The 17,049-nt window shown below is 58.9% G+C and carries 17 protein-coding genes; 8 read left to right on the top strand and 9 right to left on the bottom strand.

The annotated features are described in order from the left end of the window. Window positions 1–88 precede the first annotated feature (88 nt). Window positions 89–277, top strand: coding sequence for a hypothetical protein (locus KZ772_RS16370; protein WP_290537523.1), 189 nt, complete (start codon window positions 89–91; stop codon window positions 275–277). Window positions 278–367: 90 nt separating this feature from the next. On the opposite strand, the gene KZ772_RS16365 is transcribed toward KZ772_RS16370, so the two are convergent. Continuing rightward, entirely contained in the window at window positions 368–748 is a 381-nt protein-coding gene (locus KZ772_RS16365) for a hypothetical protein (protein WP_290537522.1), read from the bottom strand. Between the two features lie 255 nt (window positions 749–1,003). Here KZ772_RS16365 and KZ772_RS16360 point away from each other — a divergent pair, with 255 nt between their 5' ends. Then, a complete protein-coding gene (locus KZ772_RS16360; RefSeq protein WP_290537521.1) occupies window positions 1,004–1,432 on the top strand; it encodes a hypothetical protein in 429 nt (142 codons plus the stop codon). A gap of 217 nt (window positions 1,433–1,649) precedes the next feature. Beyond that, entirely contained in the window at window positions 1,650–2,981 is a 1,332-nt protein-coding gene (locus KZ772_RS16355; RefSeq protein WP_290537520.1) for an AarF/ABC1/UbiB kinase family protein, read from the top strand. Window positions 2,982–3,100: 119 nt separating this feature from the next. On the opposite strand, the gene KZ772_RS16350 is transcribed toward KZ772_RS16355, so the two are convergent. Further along, window positions 3,101–3,256 carry a hypothetical protein gene (locus tag KZ772_RS16350; protein ID WP_290537519.1) on the bottom strand — a complete coding sequence of 52 codons (156 nt, stop codon included), beginning with the start codon at window positions 3,254–3,256 and terminating at the stop codon, window positions 3,101–3,103. Window positions 3,257–3,273: 17 nt separating this feature from the next. Then, window positions 3,274–3,522: a hypothetical protein gene (locus tag KZ772_RS16345; RefSeq protein WP_290537518.1), complete on the bottom strand. Its 249-nt coding sequence runs from the start codon at window positions 3,520–3,522 to the stop codon at window positions 3,274–3,276. Window positions 3,523–3,680: 158 nt separating this feature from the next. Here KZ772_RS16345 and KZ772_RS16340 point away from each other — a divergent pair, with 158 nt between their 5' ends. Next, window positions 3,681–6,101 carry a hybrid sensor histidine kinase/response regulator gene (locus KZ772_RS16340; protein WP_290537517.1) on the top strand — a complete coding sequence of 807 codons (2,421 nt, stop codon included), beginning with the start codon at window positions 3,681–3,683 and terminating at the stop codon, window positions 6,099–6,101. 24 nt (window positions 6,102–6,125) lie between these two features. Here the strand turns inward: KZ772_RS16340 and KZ772_RS16335 are convergent, their stop codons facing one another. The 6 genes from KZ772_RS16335 to KZ772_RS16310 form a co-directional block, all read right to left on the bottom strand. Then, window positions 6,126–7,475 (bottom strand): VWA domain-containing protein, encoded by a 1,350-nt coding sequence (locus KZ772_RS16335; RefSeq protein ID WP_290537516.1) that lies wholly within the window; start codon window positions 7,473–7,475, stop codon window positions 6,126–6,128. Beyond that, the gene (locus tag KZ772_RS16330) at window positions 7,475–8,404 is read right to left on the bottom strand and encodes a MoxR family ATPase (protein WP_290537515.1); all 930 of its coding nucleotides are present in this window, start codon (window positions 8,402–8,404) and stop codon (window positions 7,475–7,477) included. The genes KZ772_RS16335 and KZ772_RS16330 overlap by 1 nt, the downstream gene beginning before the upstream one ends. Window positions 8,405–8,498: 94 nt before the next feature. Next, entirely contained in the window at window positions 8,499–8,861 is a 363-nt protein-coding gene (locus tag KZ772_RS16325) for a putative quinol monooxygenase (RefSeq protein ID WP_290537514.1), read from the bottom strand. A 59-nt stretch (window positions 8,862–8,920) separates the two neighbouring features. After that, window positions 8,921–9,604 (bottom strand): nitroreductase, encoded by a 684-nt coding sequence (locus tag KZ772_RS16320; protein WP_290537513.1) that lies wholly within the window; start codon window positions 9,602–9,604, stop codon window positions 8,921–8,923. Between the two features lie 66 nt (window positions 9,605–9,670). Then, the gene (locus tag KZ772_RS16315; RefSeq protein WP_290537512.1) at window positions 9,671–10,000 is read right to left on the bottom strand and encodes a hypothetical protein; all 330 of its coding nucleotides are present in this window, start codon (window positions 9,998–10,000) and stop codon (window positions 9,671–9,673) included. A 134-nt stretch (window positions 10,001–10,134) separates the two neighbouring features. Next, window positions 10,135–10,767, bottom strand: coding sequence for a TetR family transcriptional regulator (locus KZ772_RS16310; protein WP_290537511.1), 633 nt, complete (start codon window positions 10,765–10,767; stop codon window positions 10,135–10,137). A gap of 235 nt (window positions 10,768–11,002) precedes the next feature. Here KZ772_RS16310 and KZ772_RS16305 point away from each other — a divergent pair, with 235 nt between their 5' ends. The 4 genes from KZ772_RS16305 (at window position 11,003) to KZ772_RS16290 (ending at window position 17,034) form a co-directional block, all read left to right on the top strand. Continuing rightward, window positions 11,003–13,009: an SDR family oxidoreductase gene (locus KZ772_RS16305; protein ID WP_290537510.1), complete on the top strand. Its 2,007-nt coding sequence runs from the start codon at window positions 11,003–11,005 to the stop codon at window positions 13,007–13,009. 319 nt (window positions 13,010–13,328) lie between these two features. Further along, complete coding sequence (locus tag KZ772_RS16300) at window positions 13,329–14,360, top strand: hypothetical protein (protein WP_290537509.1); 1,032 nt, start codon at window positions 13,329–13,331, stop codon at window positions 14,358–14,360. Window positions 14,361–14,617: 257 nt separating this feature from the next. Continuing rightward, window positions 14,618–16,576, top strand: a complete 1,959-nt coding sequence (locus KZ772_RS16295) for a GMC family oxidoreductase (RefSeq protein WP_290537508.1) — start codon at window positions 14,618–14,620, stop codon at window positions 16,574–16,576. Continuing rightward, window positions 16,573–17,034 (top strand): hypothetical protein, encoded by a 462-nt coding sequence (locus tag KZ772_RS16290; protein WP_290537507.1) that lies wholly within the window; start codon window positions 16,573–16,575, stop codon window positions 17,032–17,034. Before KZ772_RS16295 ends, KZ772_RS16290 begins: the two co-directional genes overlap by 4 nt. Window positions 17,035–17,049 lie beyond the last annotated feature (15 nt).

Genomic DNA, 17,049 nt, shown 5'->3' with positions numbered 1-17,049 from the left:
GTAACCCACTGAGCAAAAACAATAAAAATATTTTCACAACGCTGGCACGGTTCTCGCTTTACTAACGTCAAGCAAGAGAGAACATGCCATGAGCAAGATTCTGAGATTACGAAAACTGCGCCCGACAGCAGCACTGGAAAACCTGAACCGGCTCACCGGCCTGGATTTCCAGAGCCTGCCAGAATCCCTGGTGAACCGTGACAACGCGGTTACCGGGGAACAGGATCAGGTGGAGAACAGACTGGATTTTCCGCAGCGCGTCAGCCGTCAGGGCTGACGCGTTTATTTTTTTGGCCATAGCCAAAACACCGCCAGGCCGCCACAACAGTCTGACCGAGGCCGCCGATTTAGCTATCTTCCTGTCTGATCAGTAGTTGGAGATCAGCTTGTCAGATGATTTCAGTGCCGCACCGCGGCGCTGCATGAACAACTCTTCCACCACATGGCTCATGGCCGGATCACTCAGCCGCAGGGAGATTTGTACCTGCTCCACTTCGGCAGTCAGTTTCAGGCGAATGCTGCCAGATAGCAGGGCGCTGCCCTCCCCGCCTACATCAGCGGTATCCACCAGCACGGCCCGGTCGGCCTTGCTATCCATGTAACGCACTACCAACTGCACCTTCCCCGCCGACCCGGCGATGCGAACCCAAGAGGCCACGTTGAATTCCGCCTCCCACTGGCGAGCACGAGCCGGTCGACCATCTGCCCAGATCCGTGAGGGCACTTTGGCGATGAATTTTTCTATCATTATGTTCTCTCTAGCCGGTACAGTCTTTTTAGCCAGTGTACGCATGAGTATAAATAACGACCATGCGGGGTTTGGCTTACTGACTTTGACGGATATCACATCCTGAGGCTTCAATGCCTCCCGACAGATGTCCAATTGTTGGACAGTTCCCCGCCCTCACTTCCCTCCAAATCCTTACTCTTTGTCACACGCAGCGTACTTAGCCGCTGCAACAAATTCTGTTTTTCACCGGACAACGTAAAGGAATTATTGATCATGGGCGAGCTGAAAGATCTGCGCGAACAAAGTGAATCTCTGGTAAACCGTGCCAAAGAACTGGGCAACAAGCTGTACCTGGCTGGCCTGGGCGCATACGACAAAGCGGAAGAGAATTCTGAAGAGCTGCTGAACAAGTATGTGGAAGCCGGTACCGAAGCGTTTGGTGAAGAAGCCGAAGGCAAGCCCAAGGCCCTGCTGGCCGGTCGTGGCGCCCTGCTGGCAGCCCGTCAGCTGCTGGACACCGCTCCGGAAAAGCGTCAGGCCCTCTACGAGAAACTGGTAGAAGCCGGCAAGAAAGAGCGCGGCGAGAAAGCCGAAGAAACCAACGAATTCGTGCTGGCCGGCCTGGGTGCTGTTGCCTCTGCACGTGAAGAAGGCGAGAAACTGTTCAACGAACTGGTTTCTGCCGGGGAAAAACGTAGCTGATTCTGTTTCCCTGATTCTGTTGTACTCTCCTTTGGGGCCTGATTTGGGCCCCTTTCTTTTGCCTGCCGTTTAACAAAAAACCATCCATCACCCCTCCCTTTCTGGCTTCATCCCACCATGTACACCCCGCCGCACAAGCGCTAGAGTCTGGTAGCACCTGCTGACTCGGTCACAACGAGCCGAGAATGACCATCCCATCGCGTTACCCGAGGACTCCATGGCTGACGACCGTCGTCGCAAACGCCCCACCACTGCCACCAGCCGCCTGTTCAGGCTGACAGGCATGACTACCTCCATTGCGACCCGGGTGGCCGGCCATCAGGTCAAGGGGTGGTTCCAGTCGGATACCGCCAAGGCCGCAGACCGGGAAAAGCTGCTCCAGCATATCGGCCGGGAGGTGGCCGCCACCCTGGGAGAGATGAAAGGCGCGGTCATGAAGGTGGGACAGATCGCCTCACAAATGCAGGACATTCTGCCCAAGGAAATCAGCGATCAGCTCAAGGTGCTACAGAACGCCTCGGCCCCCATGCCCTTCCACGTGATCCGCCGACAACTGGAACGCGAACTGGGAGGCACCCTGGACTCGCTGTTTGCCGACTTTGAAGAAACACCGTTCGCCGCAGCCTCCATCGGCCAGGTACACCGTGCCACCACCCATGACGGCGACAGCGTAGTCGTCAAGGTTCAGTACCCGGCGGTAAAGGAATCCATTGATTCCGATATGAAACATCTGCGTCGCATCCTGCGCCTGGGCAGCCTGCTAAAAGTGGACGAGGCGGCCCTCGATGCCGTATTCAGGGAAATCCGCAACCAGCTCCACGAAGAGCTGGACTACCGGCAGGAAGCGGGCAATCTGAAACACTTCCGCGATTTCCATAATGACCAGCCCTGGCTGGTCATCCCGCGTGTATTCGACGAACTGTCCAGCGAAAAAGTACTGACCCTTAGCCAGGAAACCGGCATTGCGCTGGATCAGGCGGATGACGATCACGGCTTTGATCAGGCTACCCGCAACCTGCTTGGCGAGCGCCTTTTCGACGCCCTTGGCCAGCAGATTTTCCAGTTACGGGCGGTCCACTGTGATCCGCACCCGGGCAACTTTGCCTTTCGCCCGGACGGCACCATCGTGATTTATGATTTCGGCGCGGTAAAACGGTTGCCGCCCCAGGATGCTGACCTGCTACGGAATATTGTGCGCAGCGCACTGAATGAACAGTGGGATCAGCTGGACAGCCAGTTGCTGCAGCTGGGAGCTCGCAAGAAAGACACCCAGGTGAACGGCCAGTTCTATGCCACCTGGATTGCCTTGTTGCTACGCGCCTTCGATGACAAGCCCTACGATTTTGGCCGCTCGGAACTGCATACCGACATCCTCCGCCAGGTAAAACGTACTCCCCTGGAGCAGATGCTGAAGTTCCAGCCCTCCTCGCGCAGCCTGCTGATTGAACGAGTGGTCAGCGGCCACTACTGGACGATGATGAAACTGGGCGTCAATACCGCTTTCCGGCCCAACCTGGAAAGGGCATTGGAAGTGACGCCGGACAACTGACGTCCGGCGCCCGGCTCCACATTAAAATGCGGAGCGCAGCCCAACGCTGACACCGGAAATTTCTTCCTCATCGGTGTCCACATAACGCATGTATTCCAGATTCCCGTCCAAGGTGTCGGTCAGATTGAGATCCAGCCCGGCCCCCAGGATTCATCCTCGAAGGTTTCCGTCTCACTGAAGGAATCGTTCACTCCCACCACCGAACCACTGGCGGAGACTTCACCTCTTACCCTGCTGTAACCACCAACCACATAGGGGCGAAGGGTCTCGCCCACCGGCACCCCAGTTTTGGTTAACCGCCGTAACGATGATCCATCTCGAAATCCAAAATGCCACGGGTCTCCTTGTCGAAGCCCGTGCCACCCGGAACTTCCAGGGCAAGAAAATCGGTGAAATCAAAACCAGCACGGATGGTAGCGGCATCCATTTTCAGGGGATCGCTGTCAATTTGCTCGTTGTCATGCTGGATCTGGCTGTAGTTACCACCGATGCAGGGACCAGCAGAAAAAGCGCCCGAGGCCACCACCAGAGAACAGGACATCACCAGAACATGCGCATCATCACTTTCATACAGCCCTCCTTTTCCGCTTAGTCACTATTTTCGAGACGCTGTCCGACGCACGGTTCCGGCCAGTCAGGTAAATTCTGTAAAATGCGTCCGAATGCCGCATCCGGATAACAGCGATAACAGGATCGGGAATGACAAAGGGAACCGTCTCCGCAGGGCGACTGGCAGCGCTTATCTGCGCGCTTTTTCTATCACTGAACAGCAACGCACTGACTCTGACGGATCACCGCGACAGCTATCAGGCCGCGGCAGGCATGCAATGGCTAGCAGATCAGGACCATTCCCTCAGCCCGACCATGGCATTGCAGGCCTTGCGCGCCGGCAAGGGCCAGCCTCTGGACACCGCCTATCCTTCTCTGGGGTTTCGCAACGGGTTCCAGTGGTTCCTCATCGCTGTAGAGAACAACAGCACGATGCCCTACTGGTTTCTCCGTGTGGGGCGCCCCCACCTTGATTACCTGGACATCTACGTCTTTGATAAAGACGGCAACCGGATCAAACATTCCCGCATGGGCGACCGGGTTCCCTTCCCCAGTCGCGAACTGTCCCACTATCATCTGGTGACACCACTGACACTGCCCGCAGACAGCAAGCACTACCTGTTGTTACGCGCCCAGGGCAATAATGTGATTGAGCTACCTGCCACCCTGATGACGCCGGCAGCCTTCAACGCCCATGACAACCGGCTTTCCCTTTTCTATGGCCTCTATTTTGGCGCGATCGTTGCCATGTGCCTGTTTAATCTGCTGATTTTCCTGTCTATCCGCGATCCAAGTTATCTACTCTATGTGCTTTACCTCGGCACTTTTGGCCTTAACCTGTTTACCCGGGAAGGCCTGAGCTACCAGTGGCTATGGCCTGACGCCACTCTGTGGAACCATTATTCCCTGCCTGTACTGAACCTGGTCACACTGGCATTCTCTATGCTGTTTGCCAGCCAGTTTCTGGAGCTGAAAAAACGGGCTCCGCGCATTCACCGTATACTGCTGCTTAGCGCTATCACCCTGTTGGTCGTCACCCCGCTGACGCTGCTCAACTTTCATTTTTCCATTCAGGCGTCAACCGCCATCGTATTGCCCTGGCCTTTTGTTGCCATCGCCCTGTCCCTGTGGCTGATCATCAAGGGCTATAGTCCAGCACGTTATTTCCTGCTCGCCTTCACCGCCGTGGCCACCGCCACGGTGCTCTACGTACTGAAAACCTTCCAGCTGATGGAAGGAGGCTGGCTGCTGGAAAATGCCATGCAGCTGGGCACCTTCACTGAAGCCGTACTGCTGTCTTTCGCTCTGGCTCACAGGATGACGGTGCTGAAAAGCGAGAACGCCCGCATTCAACGCGAAGCCAACGAAGTATTGGAGCAACGTGTGGATGAGCGCACCCGGGAACTGAACAGTGCACTGAGTGCACGCAGTGAATTCCTGGCAGTCATGAGCCATGAAATCCGCACCCCTCTCAACGGCATCATCGGTACCGTGGATATGCTCAAGGGAACTCCCCTGGATGAAGATCAGCAGCACAACCTGAATGTGATCGAGCAGTCCGGTAACAGCCTGCTCAATCTGATCAACGACATTCTCGATTATTCCCGTATCGAAGCAGGCAAGATGCCCATTGAACAGACCAGCTTCAGCCTGGCGGATCTGGTCAGCGAATCCCTGGCGCTGTTTCAGCACAAGGCCCATGTGCATTCCAATACCCTGCAGACCGAGCTTGACCACAACCTGGGGGAACGGTGCCTGGGCGACCCGGTACGGCTACGACAAATTCTGGTGAATCTGATTGGCAATGCGGTGAAATTCACCAGTAACGGCATCATCACGGTCAGGGCCGAACGGGATGAGCACAACCCAGACTATGTCTATTTCGAAGTCTCGGATTCAGGCATCGGCATTGCCCCGGAGCAGCTCAAGCACCTGTTTGATCATTTCCACCAGGGCGACAGCTCCACCAGCCGACGCTACGGTGGCACAGGCCTCGGGCTGGCAATCTGTCGGCAGCTGGTGGAAATCATGGGGGGCGAGATTGGCGTCTTCAGCCGCCAGAATGAAGGCTCTCGATTCTGGTTTCGGCTGCCCCTGCCCGGCACACAGAGCGATAGCGGTTACCTGCCGCAAAACGAGGACAGCGATTTACCCAGCCTCTCCGGCGGCCGACTGCTTATCGTCGATGACAACCATATCAACCTGATGGTGGCCGAAGGTCTGTGTCAGAAACTGGGCTATGAAACGGAAGTGGCGGAAAGTGGCATGGAGGCCATAGCGGTGCTGATGTCCACCCAGCAGTCGTTCGATCTGATTCTGATGGACTGCGAGATGCCAGACATGGATGGCTTCGAAACCTCCCGCTCGATCATCAAGCTGCAACAGGAAGGCCGGCTGCCCTGGATACCCATTGTGGCTCTGACGGCCCACGCGGTACCGGACAAGATCCACGCCTGCCACGACGCCGGCATGGTGGCCCACCTGGCCAAACCCATCAACAAGGCTCGCCTGATGGCCACACTGAAACAAGTGCTGCGTGATCCTGGCAAGGGCTCCCGCAATAGCGCCTGACGCCAGTTATCCAGCGTCAGACGTTTAATCCAGTGCCCCCAGCAAACTGTCCACCACCCGCTCCAGATCGTTGAGTGTGGCACACTGGCGGGCCAGGCGGCAGTGGGGCAAGTAACGATCCATTACCGCATCACCACTGTTCCAGCGACTCCGGGACTCCGGGTTCAGCCACCAGACCTGTTTGACTCGACGACGGATCGCCTGCAACGTTTCCGCGCCATCCGGCAGGTAATTATTGCGGGCATCGCCAAGAATGATCACCGTGGTATGGGCGTCCAGCTCTCTTTCACAGCGCGCCTGAAACGCCCGAAACATTTCAGCGTAGTCAGTACCGCTACCAGAGAGCCGATCCAGCACCTGACCCACCGCCACCTCAGGAGAATATCGAGAAAAATCCTCGGTGATTTCATCAAACCGCGAGGCAAAGGCGAAGCTGCGCACCCGGGGCAGCACGTCGTTCATGGCATAGAGAAACTGCAGCAGAAATCGAGCCGCATCGCTCACCGAACTGGACACATCACAGATCACCATGAGCCGGGTCTTGCGGGGCGGACGGCGACGCCAGAACAGTTTGGCCGGCACACCATCATGACGAATGCTCGCCACCATGGTGCGGCGGGCATCGAGCATGCCTCGCCGACTGGTTTTTGTGCGTCGCTGATGCAGGCTGGCCAATCGCCGGGCCATCCTGCGCACCAGCGCCTGCACGTCACGGAACTCCCTCAGATCCCGGAATGGCACCGCCCGCAGGGTCTGCTCACGAAGCGCTCGCCCTTTACCCACTCCATGCAACAGAAACTGACGCCGCACCTGAGCCGCAGCCTGCTCACGGACCCGGGTTCGCCACTGCCGTAACTGCTCCGCCCGGGCCTGCTGAGGCGGACTGCCCTGATCAAGCTGCAGCACCCGGTCATCCACCGCCCCCATGCCCATATTCATCAGCAGGCGACGAGTATAAATCCCCTGCTGAGTAATCACTTCCATCTGCGTGAAGTCCATCTCGGCGGCGGCTTCCGCCATCCGCTGCTGCAACTGATCCGGGGTGCTGGCCAACAGGGCTTCCGCCTGTTGCTGCTCGGGAGTCTGCGCGGACGAGAGGTCGGCGGCGGGTGCCGGCATGGGCGATTCGGCACCTTGCGGGGAATCGGAACGGGGGTCTTCCGCCTCAAAAAAACGGGCAAAGGTTTCTTCGAACGCAGGCTTGTCCTGTTGCTGTTTGACCAGAGTCAGGGCCAGAGCATCATGGAAACGCTGGCGCTGCGCATAGCCCACCAGCGCCGCCGCATCCATGGCCTGACTGGCTTCATCCGGCGAAATCCGCAGCCCGGCCCCACGCAGGGCCTGAACAAACTCGGACAAGCGACGAGTTGGCATTAGCGCTTGCCGAGCTTGCGCAGCCAGGCGGGTAACAGCTCCCGGGCCAGGGTGACATCCTGCTCGGTCTTCAGCACAAGATTGAGGGTATCCGCCACCTGGGCATGTTCCAGGCTGTCTGCGTGCAGTAATACCAGCGCACGGGCCCAATCCAGGGTTTCAGAAATAGCCGGCAACTTTTTCATGTCCTGTTCGCGCAGGTGCTGAATAAACGCCACCAGCTGCTCTCGCAGTCGGGCATCCAGATCCGGCACCCGGGTAGCAACAATCTGCGCTTCCAGCTCCGCCGCCGGGTAAGGAATATAGAGATGCAGGCAACGACGCTTGAGCGCATCAGACAGTTCTCGCTGGTCGTTACTGGTTAGCAACACCAGCGGCTGATGCTTTGCTTTCACCGTGCCCAGTTCGGGAATGGAAATCTGGAAATCGGACAACAGCTCTAACAGGAAGGCTTCAAACTCCTGGTCCGCCTTGTCGATTTCATCAATGAGCAGTACCGTCGGCTCGTCACTGCGCAGGGCATGCAACAGCGGTCGCGGCTCCAGAAAGGTATCGCTGTAGAAGGCTTCGCCCAGATCCCCCAGCCGCTCCATGCTGGCTTCCAGACTGTCGGTATCAGCAAGCATGCCCCCCAGCTTGTCACGCAACAACTGGGTGTAGAGTAGCTGCTTGCCATACTTCCATTCGTACAAGGCCCGGCTTTCATCCAGGCCTTCGTAGCACTGCAGGCGGATCAGCGGCGCCTCAAGAAAAGCCGCCGCCGCTTTGGCCAGTTCGGTCTTTCCTACCCCGGGGGGGCCTTCCACCAGAACCGGCTTGTGCAACTGCGCAGCCAGGTAGATCGCCAGGGCAATCTGCTCGCTGCAGATATAGCCCTGCCCGGCAAAACTGCGGGTAATCTCTTCGACGGAGTCGATACGGGTCTTCATGAAAGCTCCTGCTTCGCTTGGCTACAAGAGTAACCCAGCCTTGCAGGGTGACGCATTGGCCGGTTACGACACCAGCCGATCGGGAAACGGCAGATCAGTGCAGGGTAATATTGTCCGCCAGCACCAGCGGCGCGATTTCGGCCACTTCTTCGACGATGGGTTCGCCGTCCAGGCTGGTGACATCAAAGCGGGCGGATGTCACTTCACCATCAATCATGTCGGGGATAGCATCCAGAAAAGCATCCACATGCTCGGAGCCGAAGTGGATTTCCAGCGCATCCAGATCGGTCCATTGTTGCCACACCACAATTACCCGCGGCTCATCTGCCTGCAGGTACACCTCGTAGGCCAGACAGCCGTGCTCCCCCCGAGAGGATTTCGCCAACGCCTGCACCAGCGCCAGCGCCTCGGGTTGCTGGTCTTGTTTCACGGGGAAAGAGCCTTTGACGATGATCATTGGGTTCCATTGCGCCGGTAAAACAATAATGGTACCACAATTCAGCCTCTACTGTCCGCTCAGGCGTCGCCACAGAAGCGCACCGAGTCCCCCAGGGGCACTCGCCCGACCCGGGTGCGGTTGGCCGCTACATCCGTGTTTTCGTAGCCAAAACTGATACCCAGCACGATGGCGATGCTGTCCGGAATCCCCAGCAGTTCGCGTACATCATCCGGGTAGTAGCGCATGCTGCCCTGGGCGCAGGCACCCACTCCGTGGGCAGTCATGGCCAGTAACAGGGATTGCACGTACATGCCCACGTCCAGAGCCACGGTAACGCCGAAATCCCGCTCCATGCCGATAAAGGCCACATGGGGCGCATCGAACAGTTCGAAGTTGCGCAGCTCCGCCCGGCGACGACCTTCCCGGTCTTCACGGGCGATGCCCATGTTGCCGTAGAGGGCCATCGCACAATCCACCTGTCGCTCTCTGTATATGCCCTGGAAACGGGGCAGGCTCTCATAGTCCGGCGCAAAGGGGGTGCCCCGGCTAACCTTGTCCACCAGACGCTCGCGTAAAGCGTTACGGGTTTCGCCGCTGGCCACCCATACCTGCCAGGGCTGGATATTGCAGTTTGAAGGAGCATGCTGGGCCAGTGAGAAAATGGCCTCAAGCTCTGATTGCGATACTGGCTTGTCGAGAAAACCGCGCACGGAACGGCGTTCGGTAAGCGCATGAGAAAGGGACATGGAATCGGCGTTCATGGGTAACTCCTCTGAATTACCCGCCAGTCTAACCAGCCATGCATAAGGGGACGATGACAGAAACGCTCAGGCTGCCTCGCCAGAAGCCTCACGCATGGCCTGACAGATCTCGTCAATCACCGGGGCTGCAAGTTCCATGTGACCATCACAGCCAGCCACACCAAGACGTTGCGCGCAGGCCGGGCAAAGCACGTTGAAAACCAGCTCATTCCCTTTACTGCGTGCAGGCAGCACAATCCAATTGTCCTGGCGCGCCTGCTGGCCAATGCGGTGATAGTAGTCCAGATTGATGTCACCACCGGGCTCGAAATCAAAGGTGGCCGGACAGCGACTGCAATTGAGCCACATGTCGTACAAGGCTGCGGCGTCGTAGGGATCCCTGGGATCAAAGGGCATCGCCACCTCCTGTGGCAAGCGGACAAGTGTTAGTGCGTATTTTTAGTGCATTTTTTGTCAAAAACCCACGAATTACGTCACATTTGCCCGTTTTTTGTACTCGCCAGAAGGCCAGTGATGGCAACGCCGGGCAGTTAAAGGCGCATACCCTGGGCCATCATTCGCCCCCCCAGGGCCATCATTTCCAGCTGCAGGCAGGCATGATCCGCCAGCACTCTGCGAGCACTTGCCGTGTTGTCGAGCATGGAAATGCCGGCGCCAAACATGATGGCAATGGCCGCCTCCGCCTCCTGCTCCGCCGGCACCGGCTCGCGTCCCTGGGCCGCCACCGCCTGGCGAACATCCTCAGCCAGCTCATCCACCAGCAATTGCAGCTCCCGCTGGATACGCATCCGGTAGCGGTCATGGCTGCCCAGGCGCTGTTGCACCAGCAGCCGAAAATCATTTTCATAGTCGTTCAGGTAACGGACAAAACGGCCCACCAGCTCTTTCACCGCCTGGGCCGGGCCGATTTCGATCATGCTGCGCCGCTCGTATTCCATGGCTGAACGCAACCGGAAACAGCAGGAGTCGATCAACGCCAGTCCCAGGGCATCCATGTCCGGGAAGTGGTTGTACAGAGAGGTGGCGGCAAGCCCGGATTCCCGGGCGACTTCCCGCAGCCCCAGACTATCCAGGCCACGGCCCCCGGCCATAAGGGTGCGGGCGGCTTCCAGAATGCGCTCCCGGGTTTGTCGCTTCTGCCGCTGTCGTGTTGTTTCAGCCATAACATTACCACTAACGAGTGTTAGTTAAATATTCCCATGAATCCCGCTCATCGCGCAACTACATACTGGTTACATAATAACCTTTGACAAACAAGTGTTAGCTGAAAGAGAATTCGCCTTACAGTTGTAAGGCAAGAAATTTGGCTCTTACCGATCTCACGGCGCATCATCAACTAGCGCTACAACACAGACTGCCTGCCTACAGCGGGCAGCAGGGAAGCAAAAGGGGAAAGCAATGAACTACTTCGTCACCGGTGCCACCGGCTTTATTGGTCGTTTTCTGGTTGGTCGTCTGCTCAAACGTGAGAACAGCCGGGTTTTTGCCCTGGTGCGCTCCGGCTCCGAATACAAGCTGGACGCCCTGCGTCGTCGGCTGGGTGTGGACGCCGATCGTCTGGTGGCCATCCAGGGCGATATCAACGAAAAACTGCTGGGTGTCAGCAAGCGGGACCAGGATGACCTGACCGGTCAGGTGGATCACTTCTTTCATCTGGCGGCCATCTATGACCTGACCGCCGACGAGAACACCCAGCGCTACACCAACATCGAAGGCACCCGGCAAACCCTGAAACTGGCTGAAAAGCTGGAGGCAGGTTGTTTTCACCATGTTTCTTCCATTGCCGCTGCCGGCCTCTACAACGGCACCTTTACCGAAGACATGTTCGAAGAGGCCACCGGCCTGGATGACCCCTACCTACTCACCAAGCATGAGTCCGAGGCCCTGGTGCGCCAGGAAAGCAAACTGCCCTGGCGCATCTACCGGCCGTCCATGGTGGTCGGTCACTCCGAGACCGGCGAGATGGACAAGGTCGACGGCCCCTACTACATGTTCAAGCTGATCCAGAAACTCAAGGATGTGCTACCCAACTGGATGCCATTGATTGGCGTAGAAGGCGGCCACTTCAATGTGGTGCCGGTGGACTTCGTGGCCGACGCCCTGGATCACATTGCCCACCAGCCGGACCATGATGGCCAGTGTTTCCACCTCACCGCCGATCGCAGCTACAACCTGGGCGAGCTGATGGACATCATTGCCGGTGCCGCCCAGGCCCCCCGTTGGCCGGTGAAACTGGATAACAGTCTGTTCAACGCCGTCCCCGGCTTCGTCAAGAAAGGCGTCAGCGCCATGACGCCGAAGCTGGTGGTCAACACGGTACTGGAGAACCTGGACATTCCGCCATCAGCCCTGCAATTTCTCACCTTCCCCACCGAGTACGACAACCAGCGTGCCAGGGAAGCGCTGGCCGGCAGCAACATCGAGGTGCCGGACCTGGAAGGCTATATCCAGCAACTGTGGGACTTCTGGGAAAACCATCTGGACCCGGATCGCGGCGACCGCAAGGATGAGTTGCAACCTTTGCCCACCCTGCCCGAGCGCGTGGAGGGCAAGGTAGTCATGGTCACCGGCGCCACCTCCGGCATCGGCAAGGCAACCGCCCTGAAACTGGCCCGGGCCGGCGCCACCGTACTGGTGATTGCGCGCACCGCGGAAAAACTGGAAGAGACCCTGCACGAAATCGACCAGCTGGGCGGCACTGCCCAGGCCTACAGCTGCGACGTGTCGGACCTGAACAGCGTGGATGATCTGATCCAGCAGGTGATCGCCGACCACGGCCACGTGGATGTGCTGGTCAACAACGCCGGCCGCTCCATCCGCCGTTCCGTGGTGCATTCCTTTGATCGTTTCCACGATTACGAGCGCACCATGCAGCTCAACTACTTCGGCGCGCTGCGCCTGATCATGCAATTGATGCCAGGGATGATCGAGCGTGGCGGCGGTCATGTGATCAATATTTCCAGTATCGGGGTACTCACCAATGCACCCCGCTTCTCCGCCTATGTGGCGTCCAAAGCAGCGCTGGACGCGTTCACCCGCTGCGCCTCAAGCGAACTGGCCCATGAGGGCATTCGTTTCACCACTATCAATATGCCGCTGGTGCGTACCCCGATGATTGCGCCCACCAAGATCTATAACCATGTGCCCACCATCAGCCCGGCCCAGGCGGCAGACATGATCTGCGACGCCATCGTGCGCCAGCCCAAGCGCATCGCCACCAACCTGGGCGTGATGGGCCAGGTAATGCACTTCCTGACCCCCAAGGTCACCGAGACCATCATGAATACCGGCTACAAGCTGTTCTCGGATTCCTCCGCCGCCCTGGGTGACAAGGAAAGCTCCCCGAAGAAGATTCGCCGCGAACAGGCGGCCTTCTCACGCCTCTTCAAAGGCATTCACTGGTAAGCACGCCCTCCGGCCACCGGCTTCTGCCGGTGGCCCTCTTTCTCTGTGCACTGCATAGCCGCGCTATTCTTTCTTGTTCACTGCCAAAATGTACGCTTTTTTCACTAATGAAAAAGCCATACAAAATAGCCAGCCCGCTCGCAGAAAACACTGAGAAAAAAATTCAGCCCCGCGCCGGACTCTCACGCCCCGTTCACGGTGCTAGATTTTGTGATGCACCTCACAAAAAAGGTTGTTTATCCCCTATGTCTATCCCAACGGTTTACTGACCCAGTCACGCAGTTGAGCCAGTAACCGCGACCCAGTAAGGAGTCTGGTCATGGTTACCCACCCCAAATCCCTGTTCACGGCCTTTTGGCTATTTGTGTTTTCCGCCCTGCTGGCAAGTTGTGGCGGTGGCGGCAGTTCCGGTAACGGCCTCACCGCCGACGCACGATCGGCAACCAGTAAGATTGACCCCAGCGAACCCTGCCGCACCCTGTTCGCCGGGCAAACCATTGATGTGGGCACCGTCTGTCTGGAAACCGATGCCCATTTCCTCTACATCACCTATGAAACCACCGGCGGCTGGCTGCTCAATGAAGTCCACCTGTTTGTCGGCGAGTCCCTGGATGACATGCCGCAAACCAATAACGGCAGCCCGATTCCCGGCCAGTTCCCCTATGTCGCCGAGGACCTGGAAACCGACACCTTCCAGTTCAAGATACCCCTGGATGATCTGACCGCCGAATGTGGCGATCTGGTTGCTCTGGCTGCCCATGCAGTCGTCAGCAAGACCGACGGCGATAGCACCCAGGAGGAAACCGCCTGGGCCGATGGTGACAACATCGTGCGCAGAGGCAACTGGGCTACCTGGAGCGAGTACCTGATTGACTGCGAGGACGACGATCCGCCCCCGCCGGTATGCCCGGGTGCTGAAACCGCCTATGGCGTTGGTGACAAGACCTTCGAGGAACTTGGCTTCGGCAACTGGGGCTGGCAAATCACCGTGCTGCCCGGTGACGACAGCAGCGTGGATCTGTATGCAGGCGCAGGCCAGCATGATCTCAGCAAGGGCACCCATGTGGGCACCGTCAGCTACACGTACGACGGCAGCTTCCTGCATCTGACCTATGAAACCTTCGAAGGCTTCGGCCTGCTGGAGGCCCATGTCTACGCCGGGGCAGAAGAACTGCCCACCAATGCACCGGGGCTGTTCGGCAACACCCAGGAACCACTGGAACCCACCAGCATGCTGAACTTCACCATCCCGGTGGAAGCCGACCCACTTTATGTGGCCGCCCATGCGGTGGTCGTGGGTACCGACTGTGAACCGGAAGAAGATCCACCTGCAGAGGAGACCGAGCAATAACCGGAAAGTCGCTGCCCCGTTGCTTGCCGGCGGGGCAGCCATCAATCTGAAGAGACATAAAGAAAGGCCCCGTAGACCGGGGCCAAAGAGTTTCCGGAGACAACCGGAAGCATACGCAGCGGGATCATATCCCGCTGCTATCCTCTCTCCTTACCGCCCCCCTCGCCTTGATCGACATCAAGGTTTTTGTCCGCAGCCACAATGGGTGGCTGTCACTGAGGACAAGCACGCTTTCTTGTGCCAGCTACACTGAAGCCATGGGACAATTCACACTTCGCCAACACCCCACCGCCATCGCCCTGTGCCGCGCCCTGTTTCCGGCCGGGAAGACATTGCCGGCGGCAAATACCGACGCCCTGCTCGGCAAGATGGATGCGCAACTGGCCGGTCACCCGGCCCTGCAGCGCAGCCTGAAAGCCGGCTTGCTGTGGCTCGACAACCGTCACCGCCTGGTGCGGGGGCGCGCCTTTCGCCGCGCCAGCCTCAAACAGCAACAACGCTTTCTCGACAAACTGGCCGCCACCCCGGTATCCGGCAAACTTCTGCGCCTGCTGGCTCTCCCCTTCAAGGCCGCCTATGTGCTGGATGAGAAGGTGGAGCAGGCCACCGGCTGCCGGGAACCTGTGCAGCTGCCCGCCCAGATTGAAACCTTCCGCTGGCAGCAGCAGATCACCGCTGCCAGGGACTGCGAAGAGGATATGACCCTGGAGGCGGACGTGGTGATCCTGGGCAGCGGCGCTGGTGGTGCCGCTGCGGCCTACGAACTGGCCTGCCGAGGCCTGGCCGTGGTGATCATCGAGGAAGGCGAGTACTACGATCGTAGCCACTTCAACGGCAAACTCACCGAGGTGATCCCGAAGCTCTACCGCAGCTGGGGGGCCACCGTGGCCACCGGCAACGCCATTATCCCGGTGCCGGTGGGCTGCAACGTGGGCGGTACCACCACCATCAATTCCGGCACCTGCATGCGCACCCCGGCCTCGGTGCTGGCCCGCTGGCGGGAACAGGGGCTGCAGGATTTCACCGAACAGGCCATGGCTCCCTGGTTCGAGGGCGTGGAGCGCATGCTCTGTGTTCAGCGAGCCACCACAGAGACCGTCGGCCCGATTGGCGACCTCATCGACCGGGGGGCCGCCGCCAACGGCTTCTTGCAGCGCCAGCCGCTGATGCGCAACGCCCAGGGCTGTGACGGCCAGGGACTGTGCCAGTTTGGATGTCCCACGGACGCCAAACAGTCCACCAATGTGAGCTACATTCCGCGCGCACTGGAACGAGGCGCCTTCCTGTTTAGCGGTTTCCGGGCCGAGCGGCTGCAGCGACAGGGAAAACGTATTACCGGCGTCACCGCCCGCGGCATCAACGCCGCCGGGCACCCGATCACCCTGAACCTGACCTGCCAGCGAACCATTGTTGCCATGGGCAGCCTGTTCACCCCCCTGTTCCTGCAACAACAGGGAGTACGTAACCCACACCTGGGCCGCCACCTGACCCTGCACCCGGCAGGAGTAGTCAACGCCCTGTTTCCGGACAGGGATCTTGCCAACAGCCGCAGCATCCCCCAGGGCTATGGTGTATCCGACTGGGAAGAACAGGGCCTGATGTTCGAGGGCGGCACCATTCCCCTGGCCGGCCACAGCCTGCTCAACCCCTTGGTCGGCCAGGACTGGGTGCACTATACCGAAGACTATCCGCACACCGCCTATTTCGGCTTCATGATCCGCGATACTAGCGAGGGGCGGGTTCGTCGGGGCCCACACCGGGGCCTGCCACTGATCCGCTACCATATGAACCGAAAGGACTTCGTCCTGTTCAAACGCGGCATCCATGCCCTGGCCTGCTGGTATCTGGATGCCGGCGCCGAACAGGTTCTGATTCCCGGCCTGAATCGCATCGTTCGCATCCATAACCACACCGAGCTGGAACGCTTTCTGCGCTCGCCACTGAAACCCACGGATTTCCTGATCAGCGCCTATCACCCGCTGGGTACCGCCCGTATTGCTGCCTCTCCCCGGGATGGCGTCTGCGACAGCGATCACCGGGTATTCGGCCATCCGGGCCTGTACGTGATGGACGGCGCCAGCGTACCCACCAGCCTGGGTGCCAACCCCCAGGTGACCATCATGGCCATGGCCAGCCGGGCCGCCGACACCCTGGCCGGGGAACTGCTCAACGATATGAACTCCAGCCACACACAACCACAAGGAGAATGCGCATGACTCTGGGCCTGTTACTCAAGGAACGCATGAGCGGCTGGCTGCAACTGGATACTCAGGGCCGCCAGCAACCCTTTTCTTTCCAGATCCGTGCCTTTACTACCCGCATCTTCAACGTCAGTGCTCCTCGGTACTTTCGCGGCACCGTCAGCCTGGACGGGCAGAACTTCGACTGCGAAGGGGAGCTGACCATCCACCTGAACGGCCCCCACTACTGGCTGACCTTCAACCACCCGGAACTGGGCCCGCTGCGCGTGGAGGGCAAGAAGCAGTACGGTCGTAACGGCCTGCTGGCCTCGCTGATCACCTGCCCGATGACGGTCTACCGGAACCGGCAGGCCATCGGCCAGGCGGAAGTGGCCTACCGGGAAAGCATGCTGGCCTTTCCGTTCACCGCCCTGCGCCTGGTGGACGAACAGCAGGCTTACCAGCAAGATCAGAGCGTCGGCTCATCCCGCTGATCGGCCATACCAAGG

This window comes from Alcanivorax sp. (genome assembly GCF_019431375.1).
GTDB classification, from domain to species: domain Bacteria; phylum Pseudomonadota; class Gammaproteobacteria; order Pseudomonadales; family Alcanivoracaceae; genus Alcanivorax; species Alcanivorax jadensis_A.
The sequence above is the reverse complement of the archived record's forward strand: the minus strand, read 5'-3'. Positions and strand labels throughout refer to the sequence as shown.

Excerpts from the sequence above, each read along its gene's own strand:
- KZ772_RS16345 (WP_290537518.1), bottom strand. The coding sequence starts at position 3,522 with ATGTCCTGTTCTCTGGTGGTGGCCTCGGGCGCTTTTTCTGCTGGTCCC.
- KZ772_RS16310 (WP_290537511.1), bottom strand. The coding sequence starts at position 10,767 with ATGGCTGAAACAACACGACAGCGGCAGAAGCGACAAACCCGGGAGCGC.
- KZ772_RS16340 (WP_290537517.1), top strand. The coding sequence starts at position 3,681 with ATGACAAAGGGAACCGTCTCCGCAGGGCGACTGGCAGCGCTTATCTGC.
- KZ772_RS16355 (WP_290537520.1), top strand. The coding sequence starts at position 1,650 with ATGGCTGACGACCGTCGTCGCAAACGCCCCACCACTGCCACCAGCCGC.
- KZ772_RS16370 (WP_290537523.1), top strand. The coding sequence starts at position 89 with ATGAGCAAGATTCTGAGATTACGAAAACTGCGCCCGACAGCAGCACTG.
- KZ772_RS16360 (WP_290537521.1), top strand. The coding sequence starts at position 1,004 with ATGGGCGAGCTGAAAGATCTGCGCGAACAAAGTGAATCTCTGGTAAAC.
- KZ772_RS16330 (WP_290537515.1), bottom strand. The coding sequence starts at position 8,404 with ATGAAGACCCGTATCGACTCCGTCGAAGAGATTACCCGCAGTTTTGCC.
- KZ772_RS16300 (WP_290537509.1), top strand. The coding sequence starts at position 13,329 with ATGGTTACCCACCCCAAATCCCTGTTCACGGCCTTTTGGCTATTTGTG.
- KZ772_RS16305 (WP_290537510.1), top strand. The coding sequence starts at position 11,003 with ATGAACTACTTCGTCACCGGTGCCACCGGCTTTATTGGTCGTTTTCTG.
- KZ772_RS16325 (WP_290537514.1), bottom strand. The coding sequence starts at position 8,861 with ATGATCATCGTCAAAGGCTCTTTCCCCGTGAAACAAGACCAGCAACCC.
- KZ772_RS16290 (WP_290537507.1), top strand. The coding sequence starts at position 16,573 with ATGACTCTGGGCCTGTTACTCAAGGAACGCATGAGCGGCTGGCTGCAA.
- KZ772_RS16295 (WP_290537508.1), top strand. The coding sequence starts at position 14,618 with ATGGGACAATTCACACTTCGCCAACACCCCACCGCCATCGCCCTGTGC.
- KZ772_RS16335 (WP_290537516.1), bottom strand. The coding sequence starts at position 7,475 with ATGCCAACTCGTCGCTTGTCCGAGTTTGTTCAGGCCCTGCGTGGGGCC.
- KZ772_RS16320 (WP_290537513.1), bottom strand. The coding sequence starts at position 9,604 with ATGAACGCCGATTCCATGTCCCTTTCTCATGCGCTTACCGAACGCCGT.
- KZ772_RS16315 (WP_290537512.1), bottom strand. The coding sequence starts at position 10,000 with ATGCCCTTTGATCCCAGGGATCCCTACGACGCCGCAGCCTTGTACGAC.
- KZ772_RS16365 (WP_290537522.1), bottom strand. The coding sequence starts at position 748 with ATGATAGAAAAATTCATCGCCAAAGTGCCCTCACGGATCTGGGCAGAT.